The sequence below is a fragment of the Pantoea sp. EKM21T genome, assembly GCF_011800405.1.
Classification (GTDB): Bacteria; Pseudomonadota; Gammaproteobacteria; order Enterobacterales; family Enterobacteriaceae; genus Pantoea; species Pantoea agglomerans.
The window spans coordinates 244,798-259,622 of sequence record NZ_JAALFV010000002.1; the positions used below are offsets into that span (position 1 = coordinate 244,798).

A 14,825-nucleotide genomic window follows, 5' to 3' on the forward strand; every position below is an offset into this window, starting at 1 on the left:
TACTTTGAGCCTACCTCAATAGGCTATTTTATTTGTCAGTCTGAACCTGGGCAGTGTTCACACAGGTTGCTTTAGCAACCTGAACGCCCGTCAGGGCGGCCCTGAAAGGGCGAGCGTAGCGAGTAATCCTCACGTACTCCGTGTACTACGGATTGTTCCGCGCTGTCCGTGTCCAGACTGCCTGCAACATTACGCCTGCTGAGATAGGCTCTTAGCGGAAGCGGGGCGTGCGGCGTATTGCGGTTCAGCCGCCACGCACCATTGTTGATAGCGTTGATAAAGTTGTTGATAGCGGGCGACGCGCGCCGGATCGGGCTGCAGCGTCACGGCAATCGGGCTGGCCATCACCTGCTGGGCGTCGGGAACGCTGGCGTGCACACCGGCGGCGACGGCGGCGAAAATGGCCGCACCCAGCGCACAGCACTCGTCAGAAGCGACGATATCCAGTGGGCGGTTCATCACATCGCAGCAGGCCTGCATAATCGCCGGGGATTTCCGCGCGATGCCGCCCAGGGTCAGAATGCTCTCGACCGGGATCTGCTGCTGTTCGAAGCACTCCATAATTGCGCGTGCGCCAAATGCGGTGGCGGCGACCAGACCACCAAACAGCGCGGGGGCATCGGTGCCCAGATTGAGGTCGGTAATTACCCCTTTCAGCCGCTGATTGGCATTTGGCGTGCGGCGACCGTTAAACCAGTCCAGCACCACCGGCAGATGGTCGAGCTGCGGGTTTGCGGCCCAGGCCTCGGTCAAATCTTTAATCAGACTCTTTTGCATCTCAGCCAGCTGAGGCTTCAGCTCCGGATGCTGCTGCGCCGCCAGCTGCAGCGGCCAGCCCAGTAAACGGCTGAACCAGGCGTAGATATCACCAAAGGCAGACTGACCCGCCTCCAGCCCGATAGCGCCTGGCATTACGCTGCCATCGACCTGACCACAGATGCCTTTGATGTCGCGATCGCCGACCTTTTCACTATCCGCAATCAGGATGTCGCAGGTCGAGGTGCCGATCACTTTCACCAGGGTATAGGGTTTGGCACCGCCACCGACCGCGCCCATATGGCAGTCAAATGCGCCACCCGAAAGCGTCACGGTTTGCGTCAGGCCAAGACGCTGCGCCCATTCAGGGCTAAGCGTGCCGACAGGCAGATCAGCGGTCCAGGTATCGGTAAACAGGGGAGAGTCGAGCTGTTGCGTTAACAGCGGGTCCAGCGCATTGAGAAAATCCACATCGGGCAGGCCGTTCCAGTCGCCGTGCCACAGCGCCTTGTGCCCGGCCGCACAGCGGCCGCGGCGCAATTTGTCAGGTGCGGTGGTGCCGCTTAACAGGGCTGGCACCCAGTCGCACAGTTCGACCCAGGAGACAGCGGCGTCACGCACGGCCGCATCTTCACGCGACACGTGCAGAATCTTCGCCCAGAACCACTCAGAGGAGTAAATCCCGCCAATATAGCGGCTGTAATCCAGGAAGCGGCCGCTGTGGCACAGCTGATTGATCTCTTCCGCTTCTTCTATAGCGGTGTGATCTTTCCACAACACAAACATCGCGTTGGGGTTGTCGGCGAACTCCGGACGCAGCGCCAGCACGTTGCCGTCGCGGTCAATAGGGGCAGGGGTCGAACCGGTGCTGTCAACACCAATGCCGACCACGGCGTTGCGCTGATCTTCACTCAGTGCATTCAGCACGCCGAGCAGTGCCTGCTCCATGGCGTCGATGTAATCCTGTGGATGGTGACGAAAACGGTTAGTGTGCGGATCGCTGTATAAGCCCTGTTGCCAGCGCGGATAGCTGAACACCGCACTCTGCAGCTCTTTGCCGCTATGACAATCCACGGCCAGCGCACGCACCGAATCACTACCAAAGTCCAGCCCAAGGGTGATGGCTCCAGCACGCATCGGAATCTCCTGTAGTTAGTTAACTCCTGTATCCTGGGTTCGGCGCGCCAAATCAGTTAGTCATCGCTGGCTGACAATATGCACTTTTCTGTCATCGGCAGTGATTTTGTGATCCATTGCAAAAGTTAAGGTCCGGTTAAATTTGCTGAATATATGGATCATTTTGTCGTGATTTTAAGATGTGATACCGCTCTACATTTTTCTTCGCTAATACCGCTAAAACTAGCCCAGCGTCTGGACAGTCTGTCAGCACATGCCAGCCTAACGCACTGATTTATGGCTGTACCCACAAAACAAAACAAACTGGTAGCGTTTACACCGATTCGTTATTAGCAGCGAAAAATAACCTGGTACCGGAGAGCATCATGCATAAATTCACTAAAGCGTTCGCGGCCATCGGCCTGGCAGCGGTTATGTCACAATCCGCTATCGCCGAGACCATGAAGCTGGGATTCTTAGTCAAGCAACCAGAGGAACCCTGGTTCCAGACTGAATGGAAATTCGCCGATAAAGCGGGCAAAGATCTTGGCTTTGACGTCATTAAAATTGCCGTGCCGGATGGTGAAAAAACCCTGAATGCCATCGACAGCCTGGCGGCTAACGGCGCGAAGGGTTTTGTTATCTGTACGCCCGATCCGAAACTCGGCTCTGCCATCATGGCAAAAGCACGTGGCTACGGTCTGAAAGTCATCGCGGTCGATGACCAGTTCGTCACCGCCAAAGGCAAACCAATGGATACCGTGCCGCTGGTGATGATGGCTGCGACCAAAATTGGTGAGCGTCAGGGTCAGGAACTCTATAAAGAGATGCAGAAACGCGGCTGGGATGTGAAAACCACCGGCGTGATGGCGATTACCGCCAACGAACTCGACACCGCTCGTCGTCGTACCGGCGGCTCCATGGACGCCATCAAAGCCGCTGGCTTCCCGGCAGCGCAGATCTACCAGGTCCCCACCAAATCTAACGACATCCCTGGCGCGTTTGACGCCGGTAACTCTCTGCTGGTTCAGCATCCTGAAGTCAAACACTGGCTGATTGTCGGCATGAACGACAACACCGTGCTGGGCGGCGTGCGCGCGACCGAAGGTCAGGGCTTTAAAGCGGCTGACGTCATCGGTATCGGCATCAACGGCGTGGACGCCATCAGTGAACTGTCGAAAGAGAAGGCAACCGGCTTCTACGGATCGCTGCTGCCAAGCCCGGATATCCACGGCTACAAAAGCAGCCAGATGCTCTACAACTGGGTCAGCAAAGGTGAAGAGCCACCAAAATTCACCGAAGTTACCGATGTGGTGCTGATCACCCGTGACAACTTCAAAACTGAACTGGCGAAAAAAGGACTGATGTAACCCTGAGCCTGCCAGGCAGTTTGTCGCCTGGCATCCTTAATAGCCAATTTCGCGCCGCCCGCCATAACTGGCCGGTGGCGCGAAAGAGTGAGGAAAAACATGAACACTGATTCAGCATTTCTGTCGTTTCATGGCATCAGTAAAACCTTCCCTGGCGTCAAAGCGTTGCAGGATATCTCCTTCGACTGCCGTGGCGGTGAAGTCCATGCTCTGATGGGCGAGAACGGCGCAGGCAAATCGACGCTGTTAAAAATACTCAGCGGCAGTTATCAGCCGAGCGGCGGTGAGATTCGTATTAAAGGCCAGCCGATGAGCTTTCAGCGCACCACCGATGCGCTGGACGCGGGCGTCGCCATTATTTACCAGGAACTGCATCTGGTGCCGGAAATGAGCGTGGCAGAGAACATCTATCTCGGTCAGATCCCGCACAAACATGGGCTGGTCAACCGTAAGCTGATGCGTTTTGAGGCGGGCCTGCAACTGAAAAATCTCGGCATGGATATCGATCCCGATATGCCGCTGAAATATCTGTCGCTGGGGCAGTGGCAGATGGTGGAGATTGCCAAAGCGCTGGCGCGTAACGCGCGCATTATCGCCTTTGATGAGCCAACCAGCTCCCTGTCGGCGCGTGAAATCGACAACCTGTTCCGCGTCATCCGTCAGCTCCGTGAGGAGGGCCGGGTGGTGCTCTACGTTTCACACCGCATGGAGGAGATCTTCGCCCTCAGCGATGCCATCACCGTCTTTAAAGATGGCCGCTACGTGCGGACGTTTACCGATATGGCTAACACCCATCACGACGATCTGGTGCAGGCGATGGTTGGACGAAACCTCGGTGATATCTATGGCTATTCACCGCGTGCCAAAGGCGCGGTGCGGCTGGAGCTGGACAAGGTCGAAGCGAAGGGCGTGCGGACGCCGATTTCGCTGAAAGTCCATGCCGGTGAAATCGTCGGCCTGTTTGGCCTGGTCGGTGCCGGTCGCAGTGAACTGCTGAAAGGGCTGTTTGGCGGCACGCGTCTGCGCGGCGGTCAGGTGATTCTGGACGGCAAACCGCTGCCGCTGCGGGAGCCGATCGATGCCATCCGTGCGGGCATTATGCTCTGCCCGGAAGATCGCAAAGCCGAGGGCATTATTCCGGTGCATTCGGTGCGCGACAACATCAACATCAGCGCCCGTCGTCATAACCTTACTGCGGGCTGCCTGATTAAAAACGGCTGGGAAAATAAAAATGCCGACAGCCATATCCGCTCGCTAAACATCAAAACGCCCAGCGCCGATCAGCTGATCATGAACCTTTCCGGCGGCAACCAGCAGAAGGCGATTCTGGGACGCTGGCTGTCAGAGGATATGAAGGTGATCCTGCTGGATGAGCCAACGCGCGGTATCGATGTCGGTGCCAAACATGAAATCTATAACCTGATTTATCAGCTGGCGAACCGGGGCATTGCGGTGCTGTTCGCCTCCAGCGATTTACCGGAAGTGATGGGCCTGGCCGATCGCATCGTGGTGATGCGCGAAGGTGCCATTGCCGGTGAACTGCTACACGACGACGCCACGGAACAGCAGACGCTGAGCCTGGCGATGCCCAAAACCACTCAAGCGGCCGCCGTGGCCTGACAGGAGATCATCATGGCTTCATCCACGACCTCAAATACGCCGCAGCCCGCTTCACGCGGCGGCCTGCAGTTAGGTCGCATCTGGGACAACTTCGGCATGCTGGTGGTATTTGCATTGCTGTTTATTGTCTGTGCGATCTTTGTGCCGAACTTCGGCTCGTTTATCAATATGAAAGGCTTAGGGCTGGCGATGTCGATGTCCGGCATGGTCGCCTGCGGCATGCTGTTCTGTCTGGCCTCCGGTGATTTTGACCTGTCGGTCGCTTCCGTCATCGCCTGTGCGGGTGTGGTTACCGCCGTGGTGATTAACATGACCGAAAGCCTGTGGATTGGCGTGGGTGCCGGTCTGGTACTCGGTATGATCACCGGCTTTATCAACGGCTTTGTGATTGCCCGCCTCAAGATCAATGCGCTGATCACCACGCTGGCGACCATGCAGATTGTCCGCGGGCTGGCCTATATCTTCTCTGACGGTAAAGCGGTCGGTATCGAAGATGAGCGCTTCTTTGAACTGGGCTTTGCCAACTGGCTTGGCGTGCCTGCGCCCATCTGGCTGACCCTGGCTACGATGCTGATCTTCGGCTTCCTGCTCAACAAAACCACCTTTGGCCGTAACACCCTGGCAATTGGCGGCAATGAAGAAGCAGCACGTCTGGCCGGTGTGCCGGTGGTGCGCACCCGCATCATCATCTTTATCCTCTCCGGTCTGGTTTCAGCGGCGGCGGGCATCATCCTGGCGTCACGTATGACCAGCGGCCAGCCAATGACCTCCATCGGCTATGAGCTGGTGGTGATTTCTGCCTGCGTGCTGGGTGGCGTTTCGCTGAAGGGCGGCATCGGTAAAATCTCCTATGTGGTGGCAGGGGTGCTGATCCTCGGCACGGTAGAGAATGCGATGAATTTATTGAATATCTCGCCATTCTCACAGTATGTGGTACGCGGTCTGATACTGTTAGCTGCGGTGATTTTTGACCGTTACAAACAGAAAAAAGCCTGATTGAGCGAGCCGTTGGTCCGCAGAGGCAGAAGTCTCTGCGGGCTATCCGAACAATAACAGACTGAGTGAGGACGCTATGTATCACCGTGAATTACCGGCCGAGCAGCAAAACCCCTTGTTGCCGGGCTATTCATTCAATGCCTGGCTGGTGGCGGGGCTGACGCCCATCACCGCAGATGGCCCGCTCGATTTCTTTATCGATCGCCCGCACGGCATGAAAGGTTACATTCTGAATCTCACTATTAAAGGTAAAGGGCGGGTATTTGACGGCGAGCGGGCATTTGACTGCGAACCTGGCGAAATGCTGCTGTTTCAGCCGAAAACGGCTCACTATTATGGTCGCGCGCCGGACAGCCCGCAGTGGTTTCACCGCTGGGTCTATTTCCGTCCGCGCGCCTACTGGCACGACTGGCTGCGCTGGCAGGATGAGCAGGAGGGCGTGGGACGACTGCTGCTGCCTGAATCGCTGCGTGGCGAATTTGATCGCCTGTTTGCCAGTATCGAGCAGACCCACAATTCGGGCCGTCGGTTTGCGGAAGAGCTGGCGATGAACCTGCTGGAACGGCTGCTGCTGCGCGCCGTTGAAGAAGATCCTCGTAGCCATCAGTTAATTCGCGATCCGCGCGTGATTGAAGCCTGCCAGTACGTCACCAACCATCTCGCCAGCGAGGTTAAGATTGAAGAGGTGGCGCGCCACGTCTGTCTGTCGCCGTCGCGGCTGGCGCACCTGTTCCGCGAGCAGATGGGTGTGAACCTGCTGCGCTGGCGTGAAGATCAGCGTGTAATCCGCGCGAAACTGCTGCTGCAGACCACCCAGGAACCGATCGCCTCGGTAGGACGTGAAGTGGGCTATGACGATCAGCTCTACTTCTCGCGGGTGTTCCGCAAGCGGGTCGGCGTCAGTCCCAGCGACTTCCGCCGCCGTAATCAGGATGCGCACGACAGCCTGGCCGCTCAGACCGCCTGGCCGCTGGCGCGAAGTGCTATCTCTTAGTTTTTTCGGGGAATTCCGGCTTGTCGTCATTTGGTTAATAGTCTTAAATCAATCAGGTTATCAACTAAGAGCCTGGTCAATCAGGCTCTGAGAGGAATACAAATGAGCGATAAATTACGTGTTGGTCTGATCGGCTACGGTTTTGCCAGTAAAACGTTTCATGCTCCGCTGATTGCGGGGACGCCAGACGTCGAACTGGCAGCCATTTCCAGTAGCGACGCCAGCAAAGTCCACGCCGACTGGCCTGCTGTTAAGGTGGTGGCCGACCCTCAGGCACTGCTGGACGACCCGACGCTGCAACTGATTGTTATTCCTACCCCCAACGACACGCACTTCCCGCTGGCAAAAGCAGCGCTGAACGCCGGTAAACATGTGGTGGTCGATAAGCCTTTCACCGTGACGTTGTCACAGGCGCGTGAACTGGATGCGCTGGCGAAAGCCAAAGGGCTGCTGCTGTCGGTGTTCCACAACCGCCGCTGGGACAGTGACTTCCTGACGCTGAAATCGCTGATTGAGGCCGGTACGCTGGGTGAAGTGCGCTACTTTGAATCGCACTTTGACCGCTTCCGTCTGGAAGTGCGTAATCGCTGGCGTGAAATGAAAGGTGCAGGCAGCGGAATCTGGTATGACCTGGGGCCGCATCTGCTGGACCAGGCGCTGCAGCTGTTTGGCCCGCCGGTCGCTATCACGGTTGATCTGGCCGAGATGCGTCCGGGCGCGCAGACCACCGACTACTTCCACGCGACGCTGACTTATCCGCAGCGCCGTGTTGTGCTGCACGCCAGCATGCTGGTCGCGGCAGAATCTGCCCGTTATACCGTCCACGGCACGCGCGGCAGTTACGTCAAATATGGTCTTGATCCGCAGGAAGATCGCCTGAAGTCAGGTGATTTCCCGCCGCAGGAAGACTGGGGCTATGACATGCGTGATGGCACTCTGACGCTGGTTGACGGAGATTCCCTGACCGAAACGACCCAGCTGACCCAGCCAGGCAACTATCCCGCTTACTATGCAGGCATCCGCGATGCGATTGCCGGACGTGGTAACAATCCGGTGGCAGCGGAAGAGGCGATTCATGTGATGGAGCTGATCGAGTTAGGTCTGCAATCCGCCGAGAAACGCCAGACGATGTCGCTAAAGCGCGTTTAATCGGTCGGTGCTTAAAACGCAATAAGTAAAAAAGCGAAACGGGCCGGATATCCGGCCCGTTTTTTGTCGCTACGCTTCAGGATTACTGCACCCGGGCGCGAAGAGCCGCTTTCTCTGCTTCGCTAAGGAACGCAATCGTCAGACCATTTTCCTGCGCCTGACGAATCTGCGCCGCGCTCAGACCGGCAGCCGGAGCGGCGTGATGATACTCATGCGCCAGTTCAATGCCCTGAACCGCCGGATCATCCGTGTTAATCGTCGCCAGAATGCCATGCTCCAGGAAGGTCTTCAGCGGATGCTGCGCCAGTGATGGCACGGTGCTGGTCTGGATATTGGAGGTCAGGCAGGATTCAATACCAATACGGTGCTCCGCCAGGAAATCCATCAGCGCGCGATCTTCAATCGCTTTCACGCCGTGACCGATACGTTCTGCACCCAGCTCCCGAATCGCCTGCCAGATGCTCTCGGGTCCGGCCGCTTCGCCCGCATGGACGGTAACGCGGAAACCGGCATCGCGCGCCTGGGTAAAGTGGCTCAGGAACTCGCTGCCCGGGAAGCCCAGCTCATCACCCGCCAGATCGACCGCGGTGATGTGATCGCGATGGGCAAGCAAAGCTTCCAGTTCGCTGAGGCAGGCATCTTCGCCAAAGGTACGGCTCATAATACCGATCAGACGCACGTCGATATCGTGCTGCTGACGGCCTGCGCGCACGCCCTCAATTACCGCTTCAACCACACCGGCAATCGGCAGGTTGTGGGTCATCGCCATATAACCAGGGGAAAAACGCAGTTCAGCATAGTGAATACCCGCGCGGGCGGCATCTTCGACATTCTCCTGCGCGATCCGGCGGCAGGCATCCAGATCACCCAGCACTTTCACACCCCAGTCGAGCTTCTGCAGGAAGCTCACCAGGTCAGGCTCATTCTGGCCGACCTGCACATGCGGACGCAGCGTCTCCAGCGTGGAAGCAGGCAGGGCGAGGTTAAACTGGCGACCTAAATCGAGAATGGTTTGTGCACGGATGTTGCCATCAAGGTGGCGGTGAATATCAGTCAGAGGAATTTTAGAATCGATCATGGCGCACTCGCTCAGTTGTCGGTGAAGTGCAGAGCATTATAAAAATATCTTGCGCAACAGCGCCAGCTATTTGCGCAACAGCTGCGCCGGATGCTGCTTAATTACGCATAACCGGCGAGCAATGGTTGCCTCGCCGGCTAATGTCAGCCCTGCAACTGATGGATCGACGCAATCAGGCGTGAAACGCCCTCATCAACTTTGCTGCGCGGACAGCCAACGTTAAGACGCAAAAACCCTTTGCCTGCATCACCGTAGGTCGATCCGGGCATAATTGCGACCCGTTGCTGGATCAGCGCCTGTTGCAGGGCCTCTTCTGGAATGCCCAGCGGATTGATATCGAGCCAGGCGAGATAGGTCGCCTCGGGAATGTGCCAGTCAAGTGCGGGAAACTCAGCGTTAAGCCGATTGGCAACCAGTGTGAAATTATCATAAAGATAGCTGCGCAGGGCATCCAGCCAGGGTGCGCCTTGTTGGTAGGCGGCAACGTGTGCCGTGACGGCCAGCACGGCCGGAGAAGAAAGGCCGTCAGCATTTTTCAGCGCCTGAAACCAGGCGGCTCTGTCTGCCGCATCCGGGATAATTCCCCACGCACCGGTCAGGCCTGGTACGTTGAAGCTTTTCGACGCCGAGGTAAACAGCGCCCAGTCACTGCGCGCCACGCTGGCCCACGGAGTATGGGGCTGATTACCCACTACCATATCCATATGGATTTCATCGCTGATCACCCGCACGCCGTGACGATCGCAGAGCGCCGCCATCTGTTGCAGCTCAGCTGCTGTCCACACTTTGCCGGTGGGATTGTGCGGGCTGCAGAGCAACAGGATCTTGCAGCGCGGGCGCGCCAGCCGCGTCTCCAGCGCGGCCATATCACATCGCCAGCTACCGTTATCCCGCTGCAGCGGCATCTCCAGCACCTGTCGCTGATTGCCGCGTACCGTTTTATAAAAAGCATCGTAGGCGGGGGTGTGGAGCACCACTTCATCATCCGGGTTGCTCCAGCGGCGCAGCATCTGCGCCACCATATAGATCACCGAGGGTCCATAAACCAGCGTGTCAGCATCGGGCTGGTAGCCGAAACGGCTGGACATCCAGTGGCAGCAGGCGGAAAGAAAATCGTCATGCTGCCAGCGACTGTAACCCAACACGCCGTGTGCTACGCGCTGGGCCAGCGCCTGCTGAACCGCTGGCGCAGTTCTGAAGTCCATATCCGAAATGGTAAACGGCAGCAGATCGGGGACGCCAAAGCGGTCAGCCACGAAATCCCACTGGGTAGACCAGCTGCCGCGGCGATCGATGACTTCGTCAAAGTTAAACATTAATCGGCTCCGGCACTTCAGGCAGGGACATTCATCAGGTGTGACAGTTCATCTTTCACCGACTGCACCTGTGGACCGATAACCACCTGCAGGCTGGTCTGATTAAGATGGACCACACCTATCGCGCCGTTGGCTTTCAGCGCCGCATCATCCACTTTACTCATATCCGCCAGGGTCAGACGCAGACGCGTCAGACAATTATCCAGCGAGGTAATATTCTCCACGCCGCCAAGTGCCGCGAGAATAGCCGGTGAGTTATAGCCAGATTTGCCTTTACCGGCATTGCTGACCTGCTGCGCAACCGCACTGGCACTTTCCACTTCGCGTCCCGGTGTTTTGATATTGAAGTGCAGAATGGCGAAACGGAAAATCAGGTAGTAACCGACAAACCATATCGCTGCGACAACGGGTACCCAGTACCATTTGGTCGACAGCCCGTGCAGCACACCAAACACCACAAAGTCGATGATATTGCCGTCTGTATTGCCGATAGTGACGCCCAGTATCGCCATGATGCTGAAGCCAACGCCGGTCAGCAGGGCGTGGATCAGATAGAGGAACGGGGCGACAAACAGAAACAGGAATTCGATAGGTTCGGTGGTGCCGCCGACCACGCAGGCCACCACACCGGAGATCAACAGGCCTTTGATCTTATGACGATTCTCCGGGCGAGCGCAGTGATAGATGGCCAGGGCAGCACCTGGCAGACCACCCAGGAAGGCAGGCATTTTACCCTGTGACAGGAAGCGGGTCGCGCTTTCAGCAAAACCGTGGGTTTCCGGGCAGGCGAGCTGCGCCTGGAAAATGGTTAAGGCACCGCTCACGCTCTTGCCACACACATCCAGTGTGCCGCCTGCATCGGTAAAGCGCATGATGGCGACCAGAATATGCTGCAGGCCAAACGGCAGCAGCAGACGTTCGCCGGTTCCAAAGATCATCGGGCCAAAATCACCCGCGCTGTTAATCATCCAGCCTAATCCGGTGATACCCCGCGCGAAAAAAGGCCAGATCAGCGGGACGACCAGTCCCAGTAAACCAATCACCAGCGTGGTGATAATCGGCACAAACCGGGTGCCGCCAAAGAAAGCCAGCGCATCGGGCAGTCGGATGTTATGAAAGCGCTCATGCAGCCAGAACACCACAATACCCACAATGACCGCGCCCAGAATGCCGGTATCGATCGACGGGATCCCCAGGATCGGCTGAACGTTGTTAGCTTTCAGCACGGCGGCATCGGTGGTTGGCAGAATGCCGTGGATATTGAGCCAGAAGTTGATGCTGAGGTTTAGCACGGCATACCCCACAAAGCCGGCAAACGCTGCCACGCCCTTGTTCTCGCGCGCCATACCCAGCGGAATCGCAATGGCGAACATCACCGGCAGATAGCTAAAGGCGAACGATCCCAGTTTGGCCATCCAGAGAAACAGATATTGCAGCCAGGGGTGATCCAGCACAGGTAACAGGGTCAGGACATCACGACTGCTCAGCGAACTGCCAATCCCGAGCATGATGCCGCAGAAGGAAAGCAGGGCAACCGGCAGCATAAAGGTTTTGCCCAGACTCTGGAAAAATTCCCAGACGGACATTTTTTGGTGAGAGGGTGACATGAACGCTCCTGGATAAACGGACCACTGAGTGAAGTGGCGGGATGATAAAACGTTTTACCTGGATCTTATGCGCGCTGAATCACACTCTTCAGGTCATGGACGATATAATTCTGACGTCACAAGGTGTAACGTTTTACCTTGTTTTCTAATGCTGTAGTTCAGTTGAGTAATCTGATGAGTAAAATCACCATCAATGATGTTGCGGCGGCGGCGGGCGTGTCGGTGACCACGGTATCGCTGGTGTTATCCGGCAAAGGACGGATCTCTGCGGCCACCATGGCGCGCGTGAACGAGGCCATTGAGCAACTCGGTTTCGTACGTAACCGTTCGGCAACCATGTTGCGCGGGGGTGAGAGTGGCGTGATTGGCTTGATCGTCCGCGATCTCAGCCAGCCATTTTATGCCGAAATGACGGCAGGTCTGAGTGAAGCGCTGGAGAAGCAGGGCAAATTGCTGTTCCTGACGCAGAGCGGCGCCCAGGGACAGCATCTGCATCGCTGCTTTGAGTCACTGGTCGCTCAGGGAGTGGATGGCGTGGTGCTGGGAGGCGGTGCCGATAAGGCCAGTCAGATTGTGACGCGGGCCAGAGAGGTGAATATGGCCTTAGTCTGTGCCGCGCGCGCCAGTAGCCTGGAGGAGGTGGACGCTATCCGCCCCGATAATGCTCAGGCTGCGCGTCTGGCCACAGAATACCTGATTCGTCAGGGGCATCAGCGCATTGCCTGGCTGGGCGGCCATAGCGCATCACTGACCCGGGCAGAACGTCTTGGCGGCTACTGCGCCACCCTGCTGCAATATGGGCTGCCGTTCCGGCCTGAATGGATTATTGAATGTGGTAACACGCAAAAAGAGGCGGCTGATGCGGCGATACAGCTGTTTCAGCACCATCCGCGGCTGACCGCCGTGCTGGCCTATAACGCCACTACCGCGCTGGGATGCTATTTTGGGCTGTTGCGCACCGGGCGAACGTTCGCCCGGGGTGCAGTCGACAGCTATTACGATCAGCAACTGGCTCTGATGGGCTTTGGCGATGAACCGCAGGCGGAACTGACCGATCCGCCGCTGACGTTTGTCACCAGTTCAGCCCGGGAGATTGGCCGTGTGGCAGCTGAGCGTATCCTGCAACGGATAGCGCAACCCGATGCCGCCCGGCAGAACGTGATTATGCCGCCGCAGCTGGTTATTCGCGGCTCGGCATAAAAAAGGCGACCCGGAGGTCGCCTTTAAAGGAAGAGTAGAGAATTACTGCGGCATCCCTTCGCTGGTCGGCATACCCAGCATATAGCGGGAGAGGAACTGCTCCAGCGTCATTTTGTCGCCGTTCATGTTCACCTGACCGTTGGTATACTGCAGGCTGGTGACGATATTGTTATCCTGCTGCTGGGTCAGGCGGAACATCTGACCCATCGCCGCCAGTCCTTTCACCTGCTGATCTGCCAGCTTCTGTGCGTCATCGGCCTGATATCCTTCAGCCAGTCCCACTTTATGCATGGTTTCGGTCGCCATTGGCATATTGATGACCAGCTTGCTGTCCAGGCTCTTCAGTACCCGATCAACCATGGCGCTGAGTGTCTGGGCTTCGCCGGTCACCGCAGAGGGATCGTTGAAATTAGCGTTCAGGTTAAAGGTGCTTTCACCTTTATCATTTTTCCAGCTCAGCGGGGCGATACTGATCGCAGGTGAGCCCTTCAGCAGCATCGGCAGGTTGCTCATCAGAATCTGATGCACACCCGCCTGGTAGCGGATAGGATCTTCCGCGACGCCAGGCTGGCTCAGCAGTTCCTGCATCTGCGCGTTGTAACGATCGGAGAAGGCTTTTACCGCCTGCGCATCAAACTGTGACAGTTTCATCTTCAGCGCTGCCTGACCAAAATCCTGCTTCTGCAGCTGAATGCCTTCAACTTTGTAGTCGATATTGCCGCCAATCTTACCGGCGCTGTTATCGAAAGAGGAGGTGCCTTTCATTTTGTGCAGCGTCAGGGCGTCCTGACCATTGATGCTGGCGTTGACCTTCTCAATATCCACTGACTGGTCACCAATACGCACGCCTTCCGGGCTGAGATGGGTGTTACCGCTCAGCTTCAGACCATTAATGGTGAACAGCACCGGCTGGCCCATCTCATTTTTACTGGTCAGCGCGAGGCTATCAACGTCACTGTCCAGCGACACTTTGTCGCCTTTGTTATCCGCGCTGACGTTGAAGGTGCCCCCATTGGTGGCCAGACGCTCGCCGCTTTGCGCATTCTGATAATCAACCGGCAGAACGCGCAGCGCCGTATCGGTGGCACCGCTGTAGCCGATACGGGTATCGGCGTTAATCAGCGACTTGTTGCCGGTCAGCTCAAACAGCTTTTTCACCGCATCGGTGTTAGCCAGTTCGGTATGAACCGACGCCATGCTCGGGATCAGATTGAAATGCTTCAGCTGAGCAAACGGGAAAGGGCCATGATCGATGGTTTCGTTCAGGATGATGCTCTGGCCTGGTTTAAGCAGAGGATTATCTTCCGTCTGCGAGTTGGCCTGAATCACCAGATTCACTTTGCTGCTGAACACGCCGCGCTGATAGTCCTGATAGCTGATCTTCAGTCGGCTGTTAGGGGCATAAGCATTCAGCTGGGCATTGGCGTTCTGCACCAGCTCATCCCTGTGGCTTTCAATCTGCTTGCCGGTGAACCATGCCGCGCCAGTCCAGACTACGCCCAGTGCGATGATGACACCTACGGCAACATTGGTCTTTTTCATTGCTGATTCGTCCTTATCCTTGAGTCCGCTTATGCCGCAGGTTTACCCCAGCGACTGAAGAAAAACGCCCGCAGGCGTTTA

At 57.0% G+C, this 14,825-nt stretch carries 11 protein-coding genes; 6 read left to right on the forward strand and 5 right to left on the reverse strand.

Annotated features, from left to right (window positions below; translation table 11 throughout):
- Window positions 1-189 precede the first annotated feature (189 nt).
- Window positions 190-1,893: a ribulokinase gene (locus HFD87_RS04700; protein ID WP_033757547.1), complete on the reverse strand. Its 1,704-nt coding sequence runs from the start codon at window positions 1,891-1,893 to the stop codon at window positions 190-192.
- A gap of 365 nt (window positions 1,894-2,258) precedes the next feature.
- On the opposite strand from HFD87_RS04700, the gene HFD87_RS04705 reads away from it, so the two are divergent.
- The 5 genes from HFD87_RS04705 (at window position 2,259) to HFD87_RS04725 (ending at window position 8,001) form a co-directional block, all read left to right on the forward strand.
- Window positions 2,259-3,242: an arabinose ABC transporter substrate-binding protein gene (locus HFD87_RS04705; protein ID WP_010245365.1), complete on the forward strand. Its 984-nt coding sequence runs from the start codon at window positions 2,259-2,261 to the stop codon at window positions 3,240-3,242.
- A gap of 99 nt (window positions 3,243-3,341) precedes the next feature.
- A complete protein-coding gene (gene araG / locus HFD87_RS04710; protein WP_010245364.1) occupies window positions 3,342-4,862 on the forward strand; it encodes an L-arabinose ABC transporter ATP-binding protein AraG in 1,521 nt (506 codons plus the stop codon).
- 12 nt (window positions 4,863-4,874) lie between these two features.
- Window positions 4,875-5,858: an L-arabinose ABC transporter permease AraH gene (gene araH, locus HFD87_RS04715; RefSeq protein ID WP_010245363.1), complete on the forward strand. Its 984-nt coding sequence runs from the start codon at window positions 4,875-4,877 to the stop codon at window positions 5,856-5,858.
- A 76-nt stretch (window positions 5,859-5,934) separates the two neighbouring features.
- Complete coding sequence (araC, locus tag HFD87_RS04720) at window positions 5,935-6,852, forward strand: arabinose operon transcriptional regulator AraC (RefSeq protein WP_003853440.1); 918 nt, start codon at window positions 5,935-5,937, stop codon at window positions 6,850-6,852.
- 102 nt (window positions 6,853-6,954) lie between these two features.
- Window positions 6,955-8,001 (forward strand): oxidoreductase, encoded by a 1,047-nt coding sequence (locus HFD87_RS04725; protein WP_010245361.1) that lies wholly within the window; start codon window positions 6,955-6,957, stop codon window positions 7,999-8,001.
- An 82-nt stretch (window positions 8,002-8,083) separates the two neighbouring features.
- On the opposite strand, the gene add is transcribed toward HFD87_RS04725, so the two are convergent.
- The 3 genes from add to malX all read right to left on the reverse strand — a co-directional run bounded on the left by add (window position 8,084) and on the right by malX (window position 12,002).
- Window positions 8,084-9,079 (reverse strand): adenosine deaminase, encoded by a 996-nt coding sequence (gene add, locus HFD87_RS04730; RefSeq protein WP_045140385.1) that lies wholly within the window; start codon window positions 9,077-9,079, stop codon window positions 8,084-8,086.
- Window positions 9,080-9,222: 143 nt separating this feature from the next.
- Window positions 9,223-10,395: a MalY/PatB family protein gene (locus HFD87_RS04735; protein ID WP_167423003.1), complete on the reverse strand. Its 1,173-nt coding sequence runs from the start codon at window positions 10,393-10,395 to the stop codon at window positions 9,223-9,225.
- 17 nt (window positions 10,396-10,412) lie between these two features.
- Window positions 10,413-12,002 (reverse strand): maltose/glucose-specific PTS transporter subunit IIBC, encoded by a 1,590-nt coding sequence (gene malX / locus HFD87_RS04740; RefSeq protein ID WP_010670088.1) that lies wholly within the window; start codon window positions 12,000-12,002, stop codon window positions 10,413-10,415.
- A 174-nt stretch (window positions 12,003-12,176) separates the two neighbouring features.
- Here malX and malI point away from each other — a divergent pair, with 174 nt between their 5' ends.
- Window positions 12,177-13,202, forward strand: a complete 1,026-nt coding sequence (malI, locus tag HFD87_RS04745) for a Mal regulon transcriptional regulator MalI (protein WP_167423004.1) — start codon at window positions 12,177-12,179, stop codon at window positions 13,200-13,202.
- 42 nt (window positions 13,203-13,244) lie between these two features.
- On the opposite strand, the gene HFD87_RS04750 is transcribed toward malI, so the two are convergent.
- Window positions 13,245-14,744: a YdgA family protein gene (locus tag HFD87_RS04750; RefSeq protein WP_010245343.1), complete on the reverse strand. Its 1,500-nt coding sequence runs from the start codon at window positions 14,742-14,744 to the stop codon at window positions 13,245-13,247.
- Window positions 14,745-14,825: the final 81 nt, after the last annotated feature.

Bases quoted from the DNA above. Each gene is read 5' to 3' on its own strand.
- HFD87_RS04735 (WP_167423003.1), bottom strand. From the start codon at position 10,395: ATGTTTAACTTTGACGAAGTCATCGATCGCCGCGGCAGCTGGTCTACC.
- araG (WP_010245364.1), top strand. From the start codon at position 3,342: ATGAACACTGATTCAGCATTTCTGTCGTTTCATGGCATCAGTAAAACC.
- malI (WP_167423004.1), top strand. From the start codon at position 12,177: ATGAGTAAAATCACCATCAATGATGTTGCGGCGGCGGCGGGCGTGTCG.
- HFD87_RS04705 (WP_010245365.1), top strand. From the start codon at position 2,259: ATGCATAAATTCACTAAAGCGTTCGCGGCCATCGGCCTGGCAGCGGTT.
- araC (WP_003853440.1), top strand. From the start codon at position 5,935: ATGTATCACCGTGAATTACCGGCCGAGCAGCAAAACCCCTTGTTGCCG.
- HFD87_RS04725 (WP_010245361.1), top strand. From the start codon at position 6,955: ATGAGCGATAAATTACGTGTTGGTCTGATCGGCTACGGTTTTGCCAGT.
- araH (WP_010245363.1), top strand. From the start codon at position 4,875: ATGGCTTCATCCACGACCTCAAATACGCCGCAGCCCGCTTCACGCGGC.
- HFD87_RS04750 (WP_010245343.1), bottom strand. From the start codon at position 14,744: ATGAAAAAGACCAATGTTGCCGTAGGTGTCATCATCGCACTGGGCGTA.
- HFD87_RS04700 (WP_033757547.1), bottom strand. From the start codon at position 1,893: ATGCGTGCTGGAGCCATCACCCTTGGGCTGGACTTTGGTAGTGATTCG.
- add (WP_045140385.1), bottom strand. From the start codon at position 9,079: ATGATCGATTCTAAAATTCCTCTGACTGATATTCACCGCCACCTTGAT.
- malX (WP_010670088.1), bottom strand. From the start codon at position 12,002: ATGTCACCCTCTCACCAAAAAATGTCCGTCTGGGAATTTTTCCAGAGT.